This window comes from Xanthomonas sacchari (assembly GCF_024266585.1).
GTDB lineage: Bacteria > Pseudomonadota > Gammaproteobacteria > Xanthomonadales > Xanthomonadaceae > Xanthomonas_A > Xanthomonas_A sacchari_C.
In genome coordinates this window covers 2,097,303-2,118,886 of sequence record NZ_CP100647.1, presented here as the reverse complement: position 1 = coordinate 2,118,886, position 21,584 = coordinate 2,097,303, and the positions used below count along the sequence as shown (strand labels likewise).

Annotated in this window: 18 protein-coding genes and 1 pseudogene; 8 read left to right on the top strand and 11 right to left on the bottom strand. The window is 70.6% G+C overall.

The window, feature by feature from the left end:
• The first annotated feature begins 54 nt into the window (after positions 1–54).
• On the top strand, positions 55–1,434 hold the full coding sequence (locus NKJ47_RS08585) for a diguanylate cyclase (RefSeq protein WP_254461045.1): 1,380 nt from the start codon (positions 55–57) through the stop codon (positions 1,432–1,434).
• On the opposite strand, the gene NKJ47_RS08580 is transcribed toward NKJ47_RS08585, so the two are convergent.
• From NKJ47_RS08580 to NKJ47_RS08555, 6 genes and pseudogenes are all read right to left on the bottom strand, one after another.
• Complete coding sequence (locus NKJ47_RS08580; RefSeq protein WP_254461044.1) at positions 1,373–2,653, bottom strand: MFS transporter; 1,281 nt, start codon at positions 2,651–2,653, stop codon at positions 1,373–1,375. The two genes, NKJ47_RS08585 and NKJ47_RS08580, sit on opposite strands and share 62 nt — an antisense overlap.
• A 368-nt stretch (positions 2,654–3,021) precedes the next feature.
• Positions 3,022–4,254: pseudogene (gene inaX / locus NKJ47_RS08575) on the bottom strand (ice nucleation protein); the annotation flags it as partial.
• Positions 4,255–4,743: 489 nt separating this feature from the next.
• Positions 4,744–4,992, bottom strand: coding sequence for a hypothetical protein (locus tag NKJ47_RS08570; RefSeq protein ID WP_254461043.1), 249 nt, complete (start codon positions 4,990–4,992; stop codon positions 4,744–4,746).
• On the bottom strand, positions 4,982–7,330 hold the full coding sequence (locus tag NKJ47_RS08565; RefSeq protein ID WP_254461042.1) for an FdhF/YdeP family oxidoreductase: 2,349 nt from the start codon (positions 7,328–7,330) through the stop codon (positions 4,982–4,984). Before NKJ47_RS08565 ends, NKJ47_RS08570 begins: the two co-directional genes overlap by 11 nt.
• Positions 7,327–8,166, bottom strand: coding sequence for a formate dehydrogenase accessory sulfurtransferase FdhD (fdhD, locus tag NKJ47_RS08560; RefSeq protein WP_254461041.1), 840 nt, complete (start codon positions 8,164–8,166; stop codon positions 7,327–7,329). Before fdhD ends, NKJ47_RS08565 begins: the two co-directional genes overlap by 4 nt.
• Positions 8,167–8,181: 15 nt before the next feature.
• Positions 8,182–9,864, bottom strand: a complete 1,683-nt coding sequence (locus tag NKJ47_RS08555; RefSeq protein WP_254461040.1) for an OFA family MFS transporter — start codon at positions 9,862–9,864, stop codon at positions 8,182–8,184.
• A 308-nt stretch (positions 9,865–10,172) separates the two neighbouring features.
• On the opposite strand from NKJ47_RS08555, the gene NKJ47_RS08550 reads away from it, so the two are divergent.
• Positions 10,173–10,763, top strand: a complete 591-nt coding sequence (locus tag NKJ47_RS08550; protein WP_254461039.1) for a hypothetical protein — start codon at positions 10,173–10,175, stop codon at positions 10,761–10,763.
• 63 nt (positions 10,764–10,826) lie between these two features.
• Here the strand turns inward: NKJ47_RS08550 and NKJ47_RS08545 are convergent, their stop codons facing one another.
• Genes NKJ47_RS08545 through NKJ47_RS08535 form a run of 3 tightly spaced genes read right to left on the bottom strand, consistent with a single transcriptional unit; the run spans position 10,827 to position 12,359 of the window.
• On the bottom strand, positions 10,827–11,426 hold the full coding sequence (locus NKJ47_RS08545; protein ID WP_254461038.1) for a DNA-3-methyladenine glycosylase I: 600 nt from the start codon (positions 11,424–11,426) through the stop codon (positions 10,827–10,829).
• 31 nt (positions 11,427–11,457) lie between these two features.
• Positions 11,458–11,745, bottom strand: a complete 288-nt coding sequence (locus tag NKJ47_RS08540) for a YciI family protein (protein ID WP_017915756.1) — start codon at positions 11,743–11,745, stop codon at positions 11,458–11,460.
• 41 nt (positions 11,746–11,786) lie between these two features.
• Positions 11,787–12,359, bottom strand: a complete 573-nt coding sequence (locus NKJ47_RS08535; RefSeq protein WP_254461037.1) for a TetR/AcrR family transcriptional regulator — start codon at positions 12,357–12,359, stop codon at positions 11,787–11,789.
• A 380-nt stretch (positions 12,360–12,739) separates the two neighbouring features.
• Between NKJ47_RS08535 and NKJ47_RS08530 the strand changes: the two genes are divergently transcribed.
• Positions 12,740–13,237, top strand: a complete 498-nt coding sequence (locus NKJ47_RS08530) for a DUF1203 domain-containing protein (RefSeq protein ID WP_254461036.1) — start codon at positions 12,740–12,742, stop codon at positions 13,235–13,237.
• Positions 13,238–13,397: 160 nt separating this feature from the next.
• Here the strand turns inward: NKJ47_RS08530 and NKJ47_RS08525 are convergent, their stop codons facing one another.
• Together NKJ47_RS08525 and NKJ47_RS08520 are read right to left on the bottom strand one after the other, a co-directional pair.
• Complete coding sequence (locus NKJ47_RS08525; RefSeq protein ID WP_254461035.1) at positions 13,398–14,900, bottom strand: aldehyde dehydrogenase; 1,503 nt, start codon at positions 14,898–14,900, stop codon at positions 13,398–13,400.
• Positions 14,901–14,972: 72 nt separating this feature from the next.
• Positions 14,973–15,521 carry a cupin domain-containing protein gene (locus tag NKJ47_RS08520; protein ID WP_254461034.1) on the bottom strand — a complete coding sequence of 183 codons (549 nt, stop codon included), beginning with the start codon at positions 15,519–15,521 and terminating at the stop codon, positions 14,973–14,975.
• 178 nt (positions 15,522–15,699) lie between these two features.
• Here NKJ47_RS08520 and NKJ47_RS08515 point away from each other — a divergent pair, with 178 nt between their 5' ends.
• The 5 genes from NKJ47_RS08515 to NKJ47_RS08495 all read left to right on the top strand — a co-directional run bounded on the left by NKJ47_RS08515 (position 15,700) and on the right by NKJ47_RS08495 (position 21,335).
• Entirely contained in the window at positions 15,700–17,088 is a 1,389-nt protein-coding gene (locus NKJ47_RS08515; protein ID WP_429002504.1) for an aspartate aminotransferase family protein, read from the top strand.
• Between the two features lie 63 nt (positions 17,089–17,151).
• Positions 17,152–18,264 (top strand): alanine dehydrogenase, encoded by a 1,113-nt coding sequence (gene ald / locus NKJ47_RS08510; protein ID WP_254461033.1) that lies wholly within the window; start codon positions 17,152–17,154, stop codon positions 18,262–18,264.
• 257 nt (positions 18,265–18,521) lie between these two features.
• On the top strand, positions 18,522–18,836 hold the full coding sequence (locus NKJ47_RS08505; RefSeq protein ID WP_254461032.1) for an EthD family reductase: 315 nt from the start codon (positions 18,522–18,524) through the stop codon (positions 18,834–18,836).
• A 163-nt stretch (positions 18,837–18,999) separates the two neighbouring features.
• Positions 19,000–19,851, top strand: a complete 852-nt coding sequence (locus tag NKJ47_RS08500) for a plasmid replication/partition related protein (RefSeq protein ID WP_254461031.1) — start codon at positions 19,000–19,002, stop codon at positions 19,849–19,851.
• 242 nt (positions 19,852–20,093) lie between these two features.
• Positions 20,094–21,335 (top strand): DUF445 domain-containing protein, encoded by a 1,242-nt coding sequence (locus tag NKJ47_RS08495; protein ID WP_254461380.1) that lies wholly within the window; start codon positions 20,094–20,096, stop codon positions 21,333–21,335.
• Positions 21,336–21,584 lie beyond the last annotated feature (249 nt).

Below are 21,584 nucleotides of genomic sequence, written 5' to 3'. Positions count from 1 at the left end.
CGCGCGCGCGGCCGCTACCCGGGCTACCCCCCGATTGCCGCCCGCGAGGCATGCATGTCGCACCCGTTGTCGATCTCCCCGATCGCCCCCGACGGCAGCCCCGCACAGCAGCGCATCCTGCTGGTGGAAAACTCGCGCACCTTCACCGACCTGTTGCGCGCGGCGATCGAACAGCGGGTGGAACTGCCGGTCACCGTGGTCTCCACCCTGGCCGAGGCCGCCGCCGCCCTGGACGATGGCGGCTCCTGGTTCCTGGCGCTGACCGGGCTGGTGCTGGCCGACGGCGACCGCGACACCGTGGTGGATTTCTTCATCGCGCGCGGCTTGCCGACGGTGGTGGTCAGCGGGGTCTACGACGAAAGCCTGCGCAAGCGCATCCTGACCCAGCAGATCATCGACTTCGTGTTGAAGAACGCGCCGGACAGCATCGACTACCTGGCCTGGCTGGTGCAGCGGCTGGCACGCAACCGCGCCATCACCGCGCTGGTGGTGGACGATTCGCCGTCGGCGCGCGCCTACGCGGCCTCGCTGCTGAAGATGTACGGCTACCGCGTGATCGAGGCCGCCGACGGCGCCGCCGGGTTGCGCGCGATCGAAGCCAACCCGTCCATCCGCCTGGCGGTGGTGGACCAGGAAATGCCGGGCATGGAAGGCGTGGAGTTCACCCGGCGGCTGCGCGCGTTGCGCGCGCGCGACATGCTGGCGGTGATCGGCCTGTCCGGCAACAACGACCCGTCGCTGGTGCCGCGCTTCCTCAAGAACGGCGCCAACGACTTCCTGCGAAAGCCGTTCTCGCGCGAGGAATTCTTCTGCCGGGTCTCGCAGAACGTGGATCAGCTGGAGCTGATCGGCACCCTGCAGGACCTGGCGACGCGCGATTTCCTCACCAGCCTGCCCAACCGCCGGCACTTCCTCGAACAGAGCCAGCGCCTGCTGCCGCAGTGGCTGGCGCGGCAGCAACCGGTCAGCGTGGCGATGCTCGACATCGACCATTTCAAGCACATCAACGACACCTGCGGCCACGAGGCCGGCGACGAGGCGCTGCGCGCGGTCGCCGCGACCCTGGCCGCGCACGCCCGCCCGCAGGACATGGTGGCGCGCTTCGGCGGCGAGGAGTTCTGCATGCTGGTGCCGGGCCTGGACGCCGCGGCCGCCATCGACTACTTCGAGGCCCTGCGCGCGCGCATCGCCGACCTCAAGATCCCGGTGGGCACGCAGATGCTGCACCTCACCATCAGCATCGGCATCAGCAACAGCGGGCCGCAGCGGCAGAGCCTGCATCCACTGCTGACCGAGGCCGACAAACACCTGTACCTGGCCAAGGCCGGCGGCCGTAACCGGGTCGAGTGCGCCCCCGCCGAGGAACCGGCGCTCAGCGACGCGGTCGGCGAATCGCCAGCAGCGCCAGCAAGGTCAGCAGCGCCGCCGCACTGAGGTAGTAGCCCACCCACGGCAACCCGTAGTGCTTGGCCAGCCACACCGCCACGTAGGGCGCCGGCGCCGCGCCGAGGATGCCGGCCAGGTTGAACGACAGCGAGGCGCCGGTGTAGCGCACCGGCACCGGAAACAGCTCGGCCAGCAGCGTGCCACAGGGGCCGTAGGTCAGGCCCATGAAGAAGAACCCCAGCGCCAGGAAGCCCAGCACCTGCCAGGGCTGCCCGGCCTGGAACAGCGGCGCGAACAGCAACCCGAACGCGACGATCACCACGCTGGCCACGAGCATCGCCGGGCGCGTGCCGCGGAGGTCGCCATACCAGGCCGACAGCGGGATGCCGGCGGCGAAGAACAGGATGCCGGCCATCTGCAGCAGCAGGAACTGCTCGCGGCTGTAGTGCAGCGTGGTGGTGCCGTAGCCCAGCGCGAACACCGTCATCAGGTAGAACAGCACGAAGGTCGCCAGCACGGCGAACGTGCCCAGCACCGTCGCGCCGGCGTGCTGCGACAGCACCGTGAGCATCGGCAGGCGCACGCGCTCGTTGCGGTCGAGCGCGCGCTGGAAATCCGGGGTCTCGTGAATGCGCAGGCGCACCCACAGCCCGGTGATCACCAACAGGGCACTGGCGACGAACGGAATGCGCCAGCCCCAACGCAGGAATTGCGCCTCGTCCAGCCACGCGTCCAGCACCAGGAAGATGCCCGAGCACAGCAGGAAGCCCAGCGGCGCCCCCAGCTGCGGGAACATGCCGTACCAGGCGCGCTTGCCCGGCGGCGCGTTCTCGGTGGCCAGCAGCACCGCCCCGCCCCATTCCCCGCCCAGGCCCAGGCCCTGGCCGAAGCGGCACAGCACCAGCAACGCCGGCGCCCACAGGCCGATACGGTCGTAGCTGGGCAGCAGGCCGATCAGCACGGTGGACAGGCCCATGGTCAGCAGCGCCGCCACCAGGGTCGCCTTGCGCCCCACGCGGTCGCCGAAATGGCCGAACAGCGCCGACCCCAGCGGCCGCGCGACGAAGGCCACGGCGAAGGTCGCCAGCGACTGCAGCTGCGCCGCATCGGAATCGCCTGCGGGGAAGAACAGCTTGGGGAACACCAGCACCGCGGCGGTGGCGTAGATATAGAAATCGAAGAACTCGATGGTGGTGCCGACCAGACTGGCCAGCAGCACGCGACGTGGCGAGTTGACGGGCGGAACGGGAGACGCGACGGCGCTCATGGACTCGGCATTGGCGGACAACGCCTGCGATTCTGGCAGATCGCCTCGCCTTTCGCAGCGTCGTGCGGCCGGCCCATGCCGCGCTGCGCGCGTCCGCCCCTCGAACAGCGGAGCGCCCGCGCACTCCCGCTTGCCGGCGGTGGGCGACCGCCGCGACGGCCGTGACCACCCCAGGACATCGCACGCCGCCCGACAGCGGCACCAACGCCGGCGCCGCCACCGAGCAGGGATGTGCCCGCGCGCACCTCGCACGGGCACATCCGGGCACGACTGGGAAAGCCCGGCAAACGGACTATCCGCGCGACCGTGCGGCTCCCGCCGCCGCCCCGGTCCCGCGGCGGCCGCCGGCGCCGCGGTCGCCTCGCCCCTCAGACATCGTGCACCTCCTCGACAACGCCCGGATCGCACTCCAACGGCAGGCACGGCGCCTGCTCCACCACCTCCGCGTCGTCGCCCTTGCCGACCAGGTTGCCCTGCGCATCGACCTGGTACGGCATGTCGGCTTCCACGCCTTGCTCGCCGGTGGTGACCACGAGGTTGGTGTAGCGCTCGCCATCCCAGCAGCGGAAAATAAGCGTGGAGTTCTCCCCGCCGGTCAGCGTCGACCCCAGGCTGCCGATCAGCCTGCTGCGGGCACCGGCGGTCAAGACGCTGTTCTTGCCGGCGGTCAGCTTGCTGCGGTCGCCGGCCATCAGCGTGCTGTCGTCCCCGGCGGTGAGCCTGCTCCGGTCGCCCGCGGTGAGGTGGCTGTTGCGTCCGGCCAACAGCTTGCTGCGATCGCCGGCGGTTTGGGTGCTGTCGGCGCCGGCGATCAGCTTGCTGCGGTCGCCGGCGGTCTGCACGCTGTCCGCACCGGCGATCAGGGTGCTGCGCGACCCCGCGGTCTGGGAGCTGCCCTTGCCGGCGATCAGCATGCTTTTGTGGCCGGCGATCTGGATGCAGTCGTGGCCGGCGATCAGCGAGCTTCCGTAGCTGGCGATCAGGTTGCTGCCGTAGCCGGCCGTCAGGAAGCTGCGCACGCCGCTGGTCAGATTGCTGCCGTAGCCGGCGATCAGCGAACTGTCCTGCCCGGCGACGCCGGTGCTGCCGTAGCCTGCCGTCAGCGAACTGCTGTGCTCGGCCATCTGGGTACTGCCATAGCCGGCGGTCAACGTGCTCTCGTAGCCGGCGGTCTGGGAACTGCCGTAGCCGGCGATCAGCGTGCTGGCGTAACCGGCGATCTCGGTACTGCCGTAGCCGGCGGTCAACGAGCTGTTCTGCTGCGCGGTCAGCGAACTGCCGTAGCCCGCGGTCAAGGTGCTCTCATACCCGGCCGTTTGGGTACTGCCGTAGCCGGCGATCAACGAGCGGTCGTGGCCGGCGGTCGAGGTGCTGCCATAGCCGGCCGTCAGCGTGCTCTTGTAGCCGGCGGTTTGCGTGCTGCCATAACCGGCGGTCAACGAGCTGTCGTAGCCGGCCGTCGAGGTGCTGCCGTAGCCGGCGGTGAGGGAACTGCTCTCCTGGGCGGTCTGGGTACTGCCATAGCCCGTGGTCAGGGTGCTGTTGTAGCCCGCGGTCTGGGTGCTGCCGTAGCCGGCGATCAGCGAGCTGTCGGCGCCGGCAACCAAGCATCGGGGGGCGGCAAGGCCCGATTCTCCGAGCGGACGCGTGGGTCAGTTTCATGAAAACGACCACAGCGTCGAATCCGGCATTCTCACGGATTGAGACTGGGGAAGACGTTTGCGCTCCAAATGCGCCAAAGCGCGACTGGGTCACTTACCGCGGGAAAGCATGAAACTTACATGCCCACGCAACGAGAATTGATTATCTATTTTCGCGTGCGCCCGTTAACGCAAAAACTGGACCTGTGCAGTTCCGATACGACGCCCCTGCACGCGCACGAGCGCACTGCGCCTGTCGGGATGGGGCAACGACACCGGCCGCACGCACGCCGGCAGCGCATGCGCGCCGATAGCGCACGCGCACCGATGTCGATGTCGATGTCGAAAGAGAGCGTCGGGCCAGGCGCGGGGGGCAGGCCCGCTTGCCAGACCGCCCACGGCGCAGCGTGCAGACATCGACAACCGCCTCGAATGGCGGGGGCGCAGCGCCTACTGCCGCAGTTGCGCGCGGCCGGCGGCGGTCAGCACCGCCAGCTCGCGTTCGCCCGCACGTTCCACCCGCACCCAGCCCGGCCCCGCCTGCCGGGCGAGCTCGGCATCGCCGAGCCAGGCCAAGGTGCGCAGCAGTACGCTCATGCGCACGTCCAGGCGCTTGCACACGCGCGCCAGGACCATGCCCTCCGGCGCCTCGGCCAGCAGTTGCAGCAGACGTGCGGTCAGCAGCGGATCAGCGGACAAGCGCCACACCGATGTCGCGCGGAGCGGCCGCGGCGGCCTCGGCCAGGTGTGGGGTGACCACCACCGGAATCGACTTGGAGGTCGGTGTGCGCGCCTCGTCGGCGAAGCTGGACAACGGCACCAGCGCGTTGGTTTCCGGGTAGTAGGCCGCCAGGCAGCCGCGCGGGATGTTGTAGGCGACCAGCATGAAGCGCTTGGCCTGGCGCGGCACGCCGTCCTCGCACAGGCTGTGCAGATCCACCCAGTCGCCGGCGTGCAGGCCCAGGTCGGCGATGTCGGCGGCGTTGATGAACAGCACCCGGCGCTCGCCGAACACACCGCGGTAGCGGTCGTCCAGGCCATAGATGGTGGTGTTGTACTGGTCGTGCGAGCGTGTGGTGGCCAGGGTGAACACCAGTTGCCCCGGGTGCTGGCGGCGCGCGCGGTGGATCGGGTTGTCGGTGGGCACCGCATGCGCCTTGAACACCGCGCGGCCCTCGGGCGTGTCCCACACGCGGTCGCGCGCGTCGTTGGACAGGCGGAAGCCGCCGGGCACCCGCACCCGCGTGTTGAAGTCGGCGAAATCGTCGAACATCTGCGCGATCAGGTCGCGGATGCGGTCGTAGTCGGCGACCAGCCAGCGCCAGCGCACCGTACTGCGCGCGCCGAGCGTGGCCTCGGCCAGGCCCGCCACGATCGCCGGTTCGGACCGCAACTGCGGCGAGGCCGGCGGATTGATGCCGCCGGACAGGTGCACCATGCTCATCGAATCCTCGACGCTGACGTGCTGCGGCCCGCCCTCCTGGATGTCGATCTCGGTGCGGCCCAGGCACGGCAGGATCAGCGCGTCGCGGCCGTGCACCAGGTGGCTGCGGTTGAGCTTGGTGGTCACGTGCACGGTCAGCGCGCAGCGGCGCAGCGCGCGGTGGGTGGCCTCGGTATCCGGCGTGGCGGTGGCGAAATTGCCGCCCATGGCGAAGAACACCTTGGCGCGGCCGTCGGCCATCGCCTCGATCGCGCCGACCGTGTCGTAGCCGGGCGCGCGCGGCGGCGCGAACCCGAACACCGCCTGCAACCGATCCAGGAACGCTTCCGGCGGCTTCTCGTAGATCATCATGGTGCGGTCGCCCTGCACGTTGCTGTGGCCGCGCACCGGGCAGGCGCCGGCGCCGGGGCGGCCGAGATGGCCGCGCAGCAGCAACAGGTTGGCGATCATCTGGATGGTGGCCACCGAATGCTTGTGCTGGGTGATGCCCATGCCCCAGCAGGCGATCAGCCGCTCCGACGCGAGGTAGATCTCTCCGGCCTTGCGCACCTCGGCCTCGCTCAGCCCCGACTCCTCGACGATGGTGTCCCACGGCTCGGCGGCGACCTCGGCGGCGAAGGCCTCGAAGCCCACGGTATGGCGCTCGATGAACTCCAGGTCCAGCAGCCGCGGCTGGCCGCTGCCGGCGGCCTCGGCGTCGCGCTCCAGCACGTGCTTGATGATGCCCTTGACCGCGGCCAGGTCGCCGCCGATCTTCAGCTGGAAGTAGTCCGAGGAGATCCGCGTGGAGCCGTTGTGCAGCATCTGCAGCTTGTCCTGCGGGTCGGCGAACTTCTCCAGGCCGCGCTCGCGCAGCGGGTTGAACGAGACGATCGCCGCGCCGCGCTTGGCCGCCTGGCGCAGCTCGCCGAGCATGCGCGGATGGTTGGTGCCGGGGTTCTGGCCGAAGATGAAGATCGCATCGGCCAGTTCGAAATCCTGCAGCGACACCGTGCCCTTGCCGACCCCGATCTGCGCCTTCAGCGCGGTGCCGGACGGCTCGTGGCACATGTTGGAGCAATCCGGGAAGTTGTTGGTGCCGAACTCGCGCACGAACAGCTGGTACAGGAACGCGGCCTCGTTGCTGGTGCGGCCGGAGGTGTAGAAGATCGCCTCGTCCGGCGAGGCCAGGCCGTTGAGATGACTGGCGATCAGCGCGAACGCCGCGTCCCAGTCCACCGGCACGTAGTGGCCGGTGTCGGCGTCGTAGCGCAGCGGCTGGGTCAGCCGGCCCTGCCCCTCCAGCCAGTAGTCGCTGTAGCGGGCCAGTTGCGCGACGCTGTGCTGGGCGAACAGCTCGGGAGTGGCGCGGCGCGCGGTGGATTCGGCGGCCACCGCCTTGGCGCCGTTCTCGCAGAACTCGAAGGTCGAGGTGTGGTCGCGGTCGGGCCAGGCGCAGCCGGGGCAGTCGAAACCGTCGGGCTGGTTGGCGTGCAGCAGGGTCTTGGCGCCCTGCACCGCCACATCCTGCTCCATCAGGTGCTTGGCCACGGCGCGCAGCGCGCCCCAGCCGCCGGCCGGCTGCGTATAGGGTTGGATGGTCTTCTTGTTCATGCGGGCTCTCCGGCGGGTTCTATCTGCGCTAGGCGCTGCGGATGGCTGTAAATGACGTAATCGTGGTCGCGGGCGAAACCGATCAGGGTCAGGCCGGCGCTGTCGGCCAGCGCCACCGCCAGCGCGGTCGGCGCGGAGATCGCGGCCAGCAGCGGGATGCCGGCCTGCGTGGCCTTCATCGCCATCTCGTAGCTGGCGCGGCTGGTGACCACGGCGAAACCGGCGCCCGCATCGAGACCGGCGCCGACCAGTGCGCCGATCAGCTTGTCCAGCGCGTTGTGGCGGCCGACGTCCTCGCGGATCAGTTGCAGATCGCCCTGCGCGTCGGCCCAGGCCGCGGCATGGGTGGCGCCGGTCAGCGCGTTGAGGGCCTGCTGCGCGCGCAAGGCGCGCAGGGCCCGGGCCAGCGCCGCGGGCGTGATCGGGGTGCCGGCCGGCACCGGCCGCGGTGCGCGCAGCACCGCCTCCAGCGACTCGCTGCCGCACACGCCACAACCGCTGCGCCCGTCCAGGTTGCGGCGCCGCGCCTGTAGCGCGGCGGCCTGCGCCAGCGGGATCCGCAAGCGCAGCGAGATGCCTTCCAGGTAGGTCTCCACGGCCTCGATGCGCAACTGCGCCGGCGCCGCGACGATGCCCTCGCTGAGCGAGAAGCCCAGCGCGAAATCCTCCAGGTCCTCCGGCGTGGCCATCATCACCGCGAACGGCGTGTCGTTGTAGGCGAACGCCACCGGCACTTCGGCCGCCACCAGGTCCTGGGCGACGGTCGTGCGCCCGTCGCGGTGGCGACGCACGCCGCGCGCGACCGCGCCTGGTCGGGATGACGCACCCGAATACATCGCAACCCTCCGGACTCAGTGGAACAGCACGAACGCTTTCTGCAGGGTGACCCAGATGCCCCACAGCATCGGCACGCCGACCGCCAGCCAGGCCAGCGCCAGCAGCAGCGGGTTGCCGCCGCGGCCCACCAGCGCCAGCTGCGCCGCATCCGGCGCCACCTGGCCGCCGCCGCCGACCTTCTCGTGGGCCAGTTGCTTCTCCGCGGCCAGTTCCTGCTCGGTCATGAAGTGCCTGGCCGCCACCGGCCGTACCAACAGGTTGCAGATCAGGCCCAGCACCAGCATCCCCGCCAGGATGTACATGGTCGTGTTGTACACCTGTGATGGCGGCACGCCCATGCCCAGCTGGTACTCGCGCATGTAGCCGACCACCACCGGACCGAGGATGCCGGCGGTAGCCCAGGCGGTGAGCAGGCGGCCGTGGATGGCGCCGACCATCTGCGTGCCGAACAGGTCGGCCAGGTAGGCCGGGATGGTGGCGAAGCCGCCGCCGTACATCGACACGATCACGCAGAAGATGCCGACGAACAGCGCGCTGCCGCCGACCTTGCCGGCCCACGGCGCGGCCGCGTACAGGGCGATGCCGAGCACGAAGAACAGCGAGTAGGTGTGCTTGCGGCCGAGCTTGTCGGACATGCTGGCCCAGAAGAAGCGGCCGCCGATGTTGAACAGGCTGAGCAGGCCGGTGAAGCCGGCGGCGATGGCGGCGATGGCGGCCAGTTGCGTGGGATCGAGGCCGCCGAAGTCGGCGTTCACCCCGATCAGGCGGCCGCCGAAGACCTCCTGCAACATCGGCGAGGCCATGCCGATCACGCCGATGCCGGCCGACACGTTCAGGCACAGCACGCCCCACAGCAGCCAGAACTGCGGGATGCCCCAGACCTTGCGCACGTGCACGTGGTGGGCGGTGATCATCGCGTTGGCGCTGGCCGCCGGCGCGGTCCAACCGGCCGGGGTCCAGCCGCTCGGCGGCACCCGGTAGCCGAACGCGCCGGCCATCATGAACACGAAGTACAGCGCGGCCATGACCAGGAAGGTTTCCTTCACCCCGACCGAGTGCGGGCCGGCGAAATGCCGCATCAGCATGTCGGCCAGCGGGCTGCCGATCATCGCGCCGCCGCCGAAGCCCATGATCGCCATGCCGGTGGCCATGCCGCGGCGGTCCGGGAACCACTTGATCAGCGTCGATACCGGCGAGATGTAGCCCAACCCCAGGCCGATGCCGCCGATCACGCCCGAGCCCAGCCACAGCAGCCAGATCTGGTGCAGGTGGATGCCCAGCGCCGAGATCACCAGCCCGCCGCACCAGCACAGCGCCGCGACCACGCCGGCCTTGCGCGGGCCGGCGCGTTCCAGCCACCCGCCCCACAGCGCCGCCGAACAGCCCAGCAGGACGAAGAACAGCGTGTACATCCACTGCAGCTCGCTGATCTTCCAGTCGCAACTGGCCGAGACGATGCGCGCCAGGAACCCCATGTCGGCCGGACAGGCCACCGCCTCGGTGATGCCCAGCGCCTTGGACAGCGGCAGCCAGAACACGCTGAAGCCGTAGGCCATGCCGATGCACAGATGGATCGCCAGCGCCGCCGGCGGCACCAGCCAGCGGTTGAAGCCCGGCCGGGCGACGATGCGTTCCTTCGAGAGCAGGCCGGCGTGATCGGTCGGCACGGAGCCGGCAGCGCGGTGCGAGTCGTTCATATGGTGTCCCCCTGGGATGCGTCGGCGCCGTAGGTGCGGATGACGCGCCTGCGGCGTCTCCACGATGCCGCCTGGCGAACGGCCTGCCGACGCGCGACCGCACGCGCCGAGCGTAGTACAAAACGCGCGGTGGCGCCGCGCGGTACGCCGGAACTGTGCGGCACGCCAACCCTTGTGCCGTGCACGAGGGCCGGGCGCGTCCCTGCCCGCCAGCGCACGCGACGCCTGGGCACCTCCAGGCCATGTGTGATTCCTCCGTTGCGCAACCGTCGGTTAGGCTTGCGCCCCCTCGCCTGCGAACGCGTTCCATGCCTGTCCCCTACCGCTTCGGCCTCGCCGCCACCCTCCTGCTCGGCAGCCAGCTCGCCCATGCCGCCGATCTTCCGGCGGACCTGCTGCGCCAGGTGCCGGCCGGCTACCAGCCGCTGGCGCAGTTGCAGGCCGACCTGGATGGCGACGGCCGCGCCGACTACCTGCTCGCACTGCAGCAACGCGGCGAGCAAGGGCGCACGCCGGCACCGGCACGGCCGCTGCTGATCTTCGTGCAGCAGGCCGACGGCCACTACCGGCTGGCAGCACGTAACGATCGGGTGATCCTCAAGCGCGACCAGGGCGGCCAGTGCGATCCGTTCACCGACGGCGACGACCCGTTCGCCGCCAAGGGCCGCTATTTCACCGTGCAGAACGGGGTGTCCTGCGGCCAGCACTGGACCGACTTCACCACCTTCCGCTACGACCCGCAGCGCAAGCAGTGGCTGTTCCACAAGCGCATCCAGCAGCGCTGGGAGATGAACCCGGATCCTGCACCCGACGCCGAAGCGCTGGTCAAGGACGGCGAGCAGGTGCAATCGGCCGATCCGCGGCACCCGGTCGCCTTCGCCGATTACCTGCCGCGCTGAGGCGCGGACGCGCCGTCATCGCGGTCCGCCCGCCGCGATCGGCCGGGCCCGCGCATCCGCCGCTCACGGGCGGCGGAAACGCGCCCGCGCCCGTTCCACCTGCGCACGCACCACGCAGTCCTCGGCGTGATCGTTGACCAGACCCATGGCCTGCATGAAGGCATATACCGTGGTCGGCCCGACGAACTTCCAGCCGCGCGCCTTCAGTTCCTTCGACAACGCCACCGATTCGGGCGAGGTCGCGCGCGTTTGCGCCGTGTCCGCCGCCGGCGCCTCGTAGCGCCAGACGAACGCCGCCAGCGAACCTTCCTGCCGCACCAGCGCCTGGGCCATGCGCGCATTGTGGATGGCCGCCTCGATCTTGCCGCGGTGGCGGACGATCCCGGGATCCTGCAGCAGCCGCGCCACGTCGCCGTCGTCGAATGCGGCAAGACAGTGGTAATCGAAGTCGAGGAAGGCCGCGCGGAAGTTCTCGCGCTTGGCCAGGATGGTGCGCCAGCTCAACCCGGACTGGAATCCCTCCAGGCACAGCTTCTCGAACAGGCGGCGGTCGTCGTCGACCGGAAAGCCCCACTCGCTGTCGTGGTAGTGGAAGAACTCCGGCGCCGCCGCGCACCAGCGGCAACGCGGGCGACCGTCGGGGCCGGGAATGGTGGCGTTCATGCGCAGGTCCTGTCGATGCCGCGACGCCGGCTCATGCCAGCAGGAACTCGAGGCCAGGCGCGGCCTTGGCCGGCGCCACCTCGACGATCTCGCTGCGCACCACGCCGGCCGCGACGAACGGGTCCGCCTGCAGCCGGCGCTCGAGGTCGGCGCGGCTCAGGCCATGCGCCAGGATCGCGCCGCCGGCCTGCGGCGGCAGGCTGCCGGCCAGCGCGAACACGCCATCGTCGAAGCCCTGCTGCAACCACTGCACATGCGCCTGCAGCAACGGCCCGGCCTGGCTGCGATCGGCGGCAAAACGCAACAACACGATGAACATGAGCACGCTCCTGCGCGTGGGAAAGAGGAAACCAACGCCGATCACGTGGCTGCCGGCGCGGCGGCAACCGCGTCGAGCCAGGCCTGCATGCGCGCGACCTCGCGCTGGACGAAATCCGCATCGCCGAACGCCTGCGCCAGCACCGCCACGCCCTGGCTGAAGGCCAGCACGTGCATGGCCAGCGCATCGGCCTCGGCGCTGCGCCCAAGGCGTTCGAACTGCCGGCGCAGCCACTGGCGGAACAGGCCGAACAGCTGCGTGGCCTGCGCCTGCGCAGGGTGCTCGAGCTTGGACAGCTCGCCGCACAAGCTTCCCACCGGGCAGCCATGGCGCATGATCGACGCCTGGTTGCGCACCACGATCTGGATGAATTGGCGAATGCCGTCGGCGGGTGCCGCCGCTGCGTCTTCCCAGTCCTGCAGCATCGCCCGGGTCCGTTCCAGGCGCAGCGCGATCACCGCATCCAGGATCGCGTCCTTGCTCTTGAAGTGATGGTAGAAGTTGCCGCGGGAGATGCCGACCGCGTCGGCGACATCGGCGAACGAAGTCGCCCCATAGCCCTGCGCGTAGAACAGGCGGTCGGCCTCGGCGACGATGCGTGCGCGCGTGTCCATCCTCATTCCCCCGATCAGGCCAAGCTCTTTAGGACAATCATCCTAACTCCGAGAATGCGACTAGGTCAATCGACCTAGCACGACTGCCCGCCGCCGGTTGCCGTAGCGCTGCCACCGATCCGCTTGGCGCCGACGCGGACCGCCACGCACGCAAGGCCTGCGTGCTCGTGCGCGTAGCGTCGCTTCGGGCCGACGCGTGGGGCGACCCTCGCACGTACGTCGCGCCCGTCACCCGCCCCTTGCTACGGACGCCACCGCGACGCCAGGCGCCACCGCCCCCATGCCGGATGCCACGCATGACCAATACCGTGTCCGAATGCGGCCGGCACGGCGGCACGACGACCGGCACGCTGCGCGCTCCATTCGTTCCTGGAGCGCCCATGTCCAGCTTCCGTTGCGTCGGCCTGCCCGCCGCCGCGTTCGCCCCGCTGTTCGATCTCGACGATGCGCAACTGCAGGCGCGCCACGCGCAGCGCCTGCGTGCCGACAGCGCGCTCGGCTATCCATGCCGGATCAGCCTGGAGGACGCGCGGCCCGGCGAGGAGCTGCTGTTGCTGCATTACCTGCACCAGCCCGCGCAGACGCCGTACCGCGCCGCCGGGCCGATCTACGTGCGCCGCCATGTCGCCACCGCCGCGCCGGCGCCGGGCGAAGTCCCCGATGCCATCGTCCGCCGCCTGATCTCGCTGCGCGGCTACGACGCCTGCGACCTGCTGATCGCCGCCGACGTGCAGCCGGGCGAGCGCATCGCCACCGCGATCGCCTGCGCCTTCGCCGACCCGCAGGTGCGCTACCTGCATCTGCATCATGCGCGGCAGGGCTGTTTTGCGTGCCGGGTGGAGAGAGCGCCGGGAGTGGGGAGTCGGGATTGGCGATGAGTGGCTGCGCCGCGACCTGGAGCACCGTCCGCTGTGCAGGAGCGGCTTCAGCCGCGACAGGGTTTCCCGGGAACGCCCATCGCGGCCGAAGCCGCGCCTACGACATGCCAACCGCGGCCGCACGCTTGCCCCATCCCCGATCCCGATTCCCCACTCCCCGCTACTCAGCCAAATTGATCCAGGTCGCCTTCATCTCCGTGTACTTGTCGAAGGCGTGCAGCGACTTGTCGCGGCCGTTGCCCGATTGCTTGTAGCCGCCGAACGGCGCGGTCATGTCGCCGCCGTCCCAGTAGTTCACCCACACGCTGCCGGCGCGCAGCTTGCGCGCCACGCGGTGGGCGCGGCCGATGTCGCGGGTCCACACGCCGGCGGCCAGGCCGTAGTCGCTGTCGTTGGCCATGCGCAGGGCATGCGCCTCGTCGTCGAAGGCGATCACCGACAGCACCGGGCCGAAGATCTCCTCGCGGGCGATGGTGTGTTCGTGGCCGACCTCGTCGAAGACGGTCGGCTCCACGTAGCAACCGCCGGGCACCACCTCCACGCGCTTGCCGCCAAGCAGCAGGCGCGCGCCTTCGGCGTTGCCGCGGGCGATGTAGTCGAGCACGCGGTGGGTCTGGCGCTCGTCCACCAGCGCGCCCATCGCCGCGTCCTCGTCGAACGGATGCCGCGGCTGCAGCGCGCGGCCGGCGGCGACCACGCGCGCGACGAAGCTGTCCTTGATCGAACGCTCCACCAGCAGGCGCGAGGCCGCGGTGCAGACCTCGCCCTGGTTGTAGAAGATCGCCGCGGCCGCCGCCTGCGCCGCCTGCTCCAGATCCGGCGCATCGGCGAATACCAGGTTCGGGCTCTTGCCGCCGCATTCCATGTACGCGCGTTTCATGTTCGACAGCCCGGCGCATTGCAGCAGGCGCCGGCCGACCGCGGTGGAGCCGGTGAACACCAGCCCGTCCACGTCCATGTGCAGCGCCAGCGGCTCGCCGGCGGCCTTGCCGAAGCCCGGCACCACGTTGAACACGCCATCGGGAATGCCCGCCTCGGCGACCAGCTCGGCCAGGCGCAGCGCGCTCAGCGGCGACTTTTCCGAGGGCTTGAGCACCACCGAATTGCCCGCGGCCAGCGCCGGGGCGATCTTCCACGCCGCCATCAGCAGCGGGAAGTTCCACGGCACGATCGCGCCGACCACGCCCAGCGGCTCGCGGGTGATCAGGCCCAGCTCGTCCTGCCCGGTCGGCGCCACTTCGCCGTACAGCTTGTCCACCGCCTCGGCCGTCCAGGACAGGCAGCGCACCGTCGCCGCCAGGTCGACCTGGCGCGCATCGCGCACCGGCTTGCCCATGTCCAGCGACTCCAGCAGCGCCAGTTCGTCGGCATGGCGTTCGACCAGGTGCGCCAGCGCCAGCAAGGTCTTCTTGCGCTGCGCCGGCTTGGCCTGCGACCAGTGGCCGGCCTCGAAGCTGCGCCGCGCCGCGGCCACCGCGCGGTCGATGTCCACGGCCTCGCCCTCGGCGACATGGCCCAGCAGGCGGCCGTCGATCGGACTGGTGCACTCGAAGGTCTTGCCGCTGGCGGCGTCGACGTAGCGGCCGTCGATGAACGCCTGGGTGCGCGGCTGCAGCGTGTCGGCCAGCGCCTGCCAGGCGTCGCGGGTGCGGGGTGCGGTCATCGGGAACTCCTGCTGCGGGAGGATGGATCGGAACGGCGCGGCGGCCAGCGCCGGCGCCGCGGCATGCGACGCTCAGAAGGTGGCCGGGGTATTGGCGCTGACCAGCACCGCGGTCTCGCGGCCGACGTTGCGGAACCGGTGCGGCACCCGGCTCTCGAAATAGTAGCCCTCGCCGGCGCGCAGCACCCGCACCTGGCTGCCGACGGTGATCTCCACTTCGCCGGCCACCACCACCCCGCCCTCCTCGCCGTCGTGCACCAGCATCGCGCTGCCGGTGTCGCTGCCGGGCGGCATCACCTCGCGCAGGATGCACATCTGCCGCTGCGGGCGATGCTGGCCGACCAGGTAGTAGTGGATGCCGTCGCTGCCGACGTCGGGCAGTTCGTCGGCGCGGTAGAACGGCGCGTCGGCCGCGCCCACGTCCAGGTCCTGGGTGAAGAATTCGGCCAGCGAGATCGGGATGCCGTCCAGCACCTTCTTCAGCGAACTGACCGACGGGCTGACCTTGTTCTGCTCGATCAGCGAAATGGTGCTGTTGGTCACCCCGACCCGCTTGGCCAGCTCGCGCTGGCTCAGGCCATGGGCGGTGCGAACCCGGTGCAGGCGAGCGCCGATATCCATCGCGGGAGGAACGCCGGTGGCGGTGTTGCCGGATACTTTACACCCCCACCCCCGACGGTCAATGTCGCGCGCTGCGGCAACGCGACCAGCAAATGCCTGTGCCATTCGCGCGGACGGCGCCGCGCCGCGTCATGCCCGGCGCGCCGGCTTGGTGTAAAGTTTTTTCAACATCCCTCGCGTGGAGCCTGCGATGCGCCCTCAGCCGCCCCTCTCGCCCCAGGCGCTGTCCGACCACTACGCCGCGCAGGCCACCGGCGCCCCGGAGACGCTGGACGCGTTCTGGATGCCGTTCACCGCCAACCGCCAGTTCAAGGCGCGGCCGCGGCTGCTGGCCTCGGCCGAGGGCATGTACTACCGCAGCGTGGACGGGCGCCGGATCCTCGACGGCACCGCCGGCCTGTGGTGCTGCAACGCCGGACACGCGCGGCCGCGCATCGTCGAGGCGGTGGCGCGGCAGATCGCCACGCTGGATTTCGCGCCGACCTTCCAGATGGGCTCGCCGCTGCCGTTCGTGCTCGCAGAGCGGCTGGTGGAACTGGCGCCGCCGGGACTGGACCACGTGTTCTACACCAACTCCGGCTCCGAGTCGGTGGATACCGCGCTGAAGATCGCCCTGGCCTACCACCACGCCCGCGGCGAGGGCCAGCGCACCCGCTTCATCGGCCGCGAGAAGGGCTACCACGGCGTCGGCTTCGGCGGCATCTCGGTGGGCGGACTGCCGAACAACCGCAAGCGCTTCGGCCCGCTGTTGCCCGGCGTGGACCATCTGCGGCACACCCTGGATCTGGAGCGCAACGCGTTCTCGCGCGGCCTGCCCACGCATGGCGCGGAACTGGCCGAGGACCTGGAGCGGCTGGTGGCGCTGCACGACGCCTCCACCGTCGCCGCGGTGATCATCGAACCGATCTCCGGCTCGGCCGGGGTGGTGCTGCCGCCGCACGGCTACCTGCAACGCATCCGCGAGCTGTGCGACAGGCACGGCATCCTGCTGATCTTCGACGAGGTGATCACCGGCTACGGCCGCGTCGGCCACGCCTTCGCCGCGCAGCGCTTCGGGGTGACCCCGGACATGATCACCACCGCCAAGGGGCTCACCAACGGCTGCGTGCCGATGGGCGCGGTGTTCGTGTCCCACGCCATCCACGAGGCGTTCGCGCACGGCCCGGCCGGCGCCATCGACCTGTTCCACGGCTATACCTACTCCGGCCATCCGCTGGCCTGCGCCGCCGCGCTGGCGACGCTGGACACCTACGCCGAGGAGCAGTTGTTCGACAAGGCGATCGAACTGGGGCCGGTGTGGGAGACGGCGATCCATGCGCTGCGCGATCTGCCGCACGTCATCGACATCCGCAACTTCGGCCTGATCGGCGCGATCGAGCTGGCGCCGCGCAAGGGCGCGCCCGGCGCGCGCGCCTACGAGATCTTCGAGCGCTGCTTCCACGAGGGCGACCTGCTGATCCGCGTCACCGGCGACACCATAGCCCTGTCGCCGCCGCTGATCGTGGAACCGGCGCACATCGAGCGCCTGTTCGCGGTGCTGGCGGACATGATCCGCAGCACGCCCTGATCCCGTCCTTACACACCCACCGCCCGCGCTCCCCACGCGCCGCGTCTGCCTGGAGATCCGCTCATGCTGGTCGGCGTTCCGAAAGAGATCAAGAACCATGAGTACCGGATCGGGCTGACCCCGTCCGGGGTGCGCGAACTGGTGCTGCACGGCCACCAGGTGCTGGTGCAGCGCGGCGGTGGCCAGGCCATCGGCCTGACCGATACCGAGTACGAACGCGCCGGCGCGCGCATCGCCGAGGATGCGGCCAGCGTGTTCGCGCAGGCCGAGATGATCGTCAAGGTCAAGGAACCGCAGCCGGAGGAATGCGCGATGTTGCGCCCCGGGCAACTGCTGTTCACTTATCTGCATCTGGCGCCGGATCCGCAGCAGGCCGCGGCGCTGCAGCGCTCCGGCTGCACCGCCATCGCCTACGAGACCGTCACCGACGGCCATGGCGGCCTGCCGCTGCTGGCGCCGATGAGCGAGGTCGCCGGGCGCATGGCGATCCAGGCCGGCGCGCATGCGCTGGAGAAGGCGCAAGGAGGCTCCGGCGTGCTGCTCGGCGGCGTGCCCGGGGTCACCCCGGCGCAGGTGCTGGTGATCGGCGGCGGCGTGGTCGGCATCAACGCCGCGCGCATGGCGATGGGCCTGCACGCGCGGGTGACGGTGCTGGACCGCTCGCTGGAGCGGCTCAAGTACCTGGACGAACTGTACGGCCAGCAGTTGACCACGCTGTACTCCACCCGCGACGCGATCGAGCGGTGCCTGCCGCAGACCGACCTGGTGATCGGCGCGGTGCTGATCCCCGGCGCCGCCGCGCCCAAGCTGGTGTCGCGCGCGCAGTTGGCGCTGCTGCGGCCCGGCTCGGTGCTGGTCGACGTGGCGATCGACCAGGGCGGCTGTTTCGAGACCAGCCATGCCACCACGCATCAGCAGCCGACCTACGAGGTCGACGGCATCGTCCATTACTGCGTGGCCAACATGCCCGGCGGCGTGGCCCGCACCTCCACCTTCGCCCTGACCAACGCCACCCTGCCGTTCGTGCTGCTGCTGGCCGAACACGGCCTGCAGGCGCTGCGCGACGACCAGGACCTGCGCAACGGCCTCAACGTGCACGCCGGCCGGCTCACCCACCGCGCGGTGGCGCAGGCACTGGGCCAGGACTTCGTGCGACCGCTGGACGCGCTGGGCTGACGGTTGCCTGTGAGGCCGGGAAGCCGGGAATGGAGAATCGGGAATAGGGAGTCGAAAAGGCACTGCAGCGCGCGCATGGGGCAATCCGTCAGCCGCATCGCTTGCTCTTGCTCTTGCCATTCCCGATTCCCCACTCCCGATTCCCGGCGCACGCCCCACGACCCGCCGCAACGCAGCACGCGCCAGCGGAGGCCGGGTGTAGCCTTGCGCCACCCCGGCACCCGGCCGGGGTCCACCGCCGCCCCAGGAGCCGCTCCATGATCAAGGTCAGCGTGATGTATCCGTACACGCCAGGCGCCCGTTTCGACCACGCCTACTACCGCGACACGCACATGCCGCTGCTGCAGGCACGCATGGGCTCCGCCTGCCTCCGCTACACCGTGGACAGGGGCCTGTCCGGCGGCACCCCCGGCAGCGATCCGACCTACATCGGCATGTGCCACATCTTCAGCGACTCGGTAGAGGCCTTCCAGGCCGGCTTCGCCCCGCACGCCCAGGAGATCCTCGCCGACATCGCCAACTACACCGACCTGAGCCCGGTGATGCAGATCAGTGAGGTGGTGGTGGGGTGATGCCGGGAATGGGGAAACGGGAATAGGGAATCGGAAAGCGCTGCATGCGCGGACCGCCCGCGCGATGCGTCCGCGGCACATGCTGTTGCCATTCCCGATTCCCCGCTCCCGATTCCCGGCCTCTACAATGCCGCCCCCCGAGCCACGCCGTGCCGCCCCATTGATGAACATCGTCGTCAAAGAAGACCTCAAGGCCTACATCGATCCGCTGACCCCCGACGAATACGCCGCTCTGGAACGCAGCCTGCTGGCCGAGGGCTGCCGCGACGCGCTGGTGCTGTGGGGCGACATCCTGGTCGACGGGCACAACCGCTACGGCATCTGCCAGAAGCACGGCCTGCCGTTCCAGACCGTGCAGAACACCCGCTTCCAGTCGCTGCAGGACGTGCACCTGTGGATGATCGACCAGCACCTGGGCCGGCGCAGCGTCTCCGATTTCCAGCGCGGCGTGCTGGCGCTGCGCAAGCGCGAGATCCTGGCCGAGCGGCGCGCCAGCGCGGCCGCCGCGGAAGCACCCGCGGCCGACGTCGCCGCCGCGGATGCCGCCGCCGAGGCCGCCCACGACACCGAGACGCCGCCGTGGGCCGACGCGCCGGCGCCGCTGAGCCGCGCCGAACTGGCGCGCGTGGCGCGGCTCAGCAACAGCCAGGTGGTGCAGATCGAGAAGATCCAGAAGCAGGCCGCCGCCGAGGTGGTGGAAGCGGTCAAGTCCGGCGCGATCTCGATCAATGCCGCCGCCGCGGTGGCCAGCCTGCCCGAGGAGGAACAGCGCGCCGCGGCCATGGCCGGCAAGGACGAACTGAAGCAGGCCGCCAAGCGCGCCCGCGAATCCAAGCGCAAGCCCAAGCCCGCACCGGCGGACGCCGCCGACAGCGACGTCTCGGCACCGGCCCCCGCACCGGACGCGGATGCCGACGCAATCGCCGCGCTCCACCGGCGCGTGGCCGAACTCGAAGCCGAGAACCAGGCGCTGCGCGAGGAAGTGGCGGCGCTGCGCGCGCAGTTGCCGGGCTGATCCACGCCGGTGGGCGCGGCCGATGCCGCGCACCGCCCTCGGACGTGCTGGGCCAGCGACAACACGTTCGGACGAAGACCACGGGCGGCCGTAGCACCGTGCCCGACGCCACGGACGGCCCGCCGCCGGGGCTGCCGTGTCCATGCAACCGCGCTCACCGCGCACTGCGTAGACTCGGCCGCATGAGCGTGCCCTCCTCCCCCAACCTGGCGCCGGATCCGCGCCGCGCGCAGCTGCGGCGGATGAAGCTGCTGGCGGTCCTGTTGCTGCTGGCGATGCTGTGCGGCTTCCTGCTCAGTCATGCGATGGGCCTGCACGGCGTGTGGGCCTGGGTCGGCGCCTTCTGCGAAGCGGCCACGGTCGGTGCGCTGGCCGACTGGTTCGCGGTGGTGGCGCTGTTCCGGCATCCGCTGGGCCTGCCGATTCCGCACACGGCGATCATCCCCCACGGCAAGGCGCGCATCGCCGACAGCCTGGCGGTGTTCGTGCGCGATCAGTTCCTGGAACCGGGCGCGTTGCTGGCCAAGCTCAGCGCCTTCGATCCCGCGGCGCGGCTGGGCCAGTGGCTGGCCGAACCGGCGCAGTCGGCGCGGCTGGCCGACCTCGCCCGCGGCTGGGCGCTGCAGGCGCTGGACCTGCTGGACGAGGCGGCGGTACGGCGCCGCATCCATGGCTTCGTGGTGGCGCGGCTGCGCGACTGGGACGCCGCCGCCACCGCCGGCGAACTCCTCGGCCTGCTCACCGCCGACGGCCGCCACCAGGCGCTGCTCGACGAAGCGCTGACCCGGCTCGGCCGGCACCTGGACGATGCCGCGGTCAAGCAGCGGGTGTCGGCGATGATCGTCAAGTACGCGCGGCGCGAATGGCCCAAGCTGGTCGGCACCGTGGAATGGGTGAAGCCGGTCGAAGGCATCGCCGACACCCTCGCCGAGCGGTTGGCGCACGCGCTGCTGGAGGAACTGCAGGACGTGCTGTCGCAGCCGCAGCACCCCCTGCGCCAGGACTACGAGCGCTGGCTCGGCGGCTACGTGCAGCGGCTGCGCGCCGACCCGGCCACCGCGGCCAAGGTGCAAGCGCTGAAGCAACGGCTGATCGAGCACCCCGGCGTGCAGGAGTACGTGCAGGGTCTGTGGGACCAGATCCATGCTGCACTGCGCGAAGACCTGTCGCGGCAGGACGGCGCGCTGGTGCAGCACCTGCAGCGCGCCCTCGGCGCGCTCGGCCAGTCGCTGTCGCAGGATCCCGCCCTGCGCGAGGCGCTCAACCAGCACCTGCTCGGCGGTGCCGAGCGGCTGACCCAGCGCCTGCGCAGCGGCGTCACCGAGCACATAGCGCAGACCGTGAAGGGCTGGGACGAACGCCACCTGGTCGAGCAACTGGAACTGAGCGTGGGCCGCGACCTGCAGTACATCCGCTTCAACGGCACCCTGGTCGGCGGCCTGATCGGATTGGCGCTGCACGCTGCCGTCACGCTGCTTGGCTGAGCGTGCCTGGCAAGGATGCACTGCGCTGCGCGATGGCCGCTCAGGCGCCGACGCACGACGCGACGCGGACAGCCGGTGTCGCGCATCGCGCGCCACGGCGCACCGTGCCACCCACGCTGCAAGGTGTAGATGCGCCTCGGCGGTCCGGCCTGCAGGGCTGGCGCGGCCGTGCCGCCCGCGCTAGCGTTGCGGAACGACCTGCGGGACCTGCGCCACCGCTGTGAACGCCATCCCGCAACCGGTCAGGGG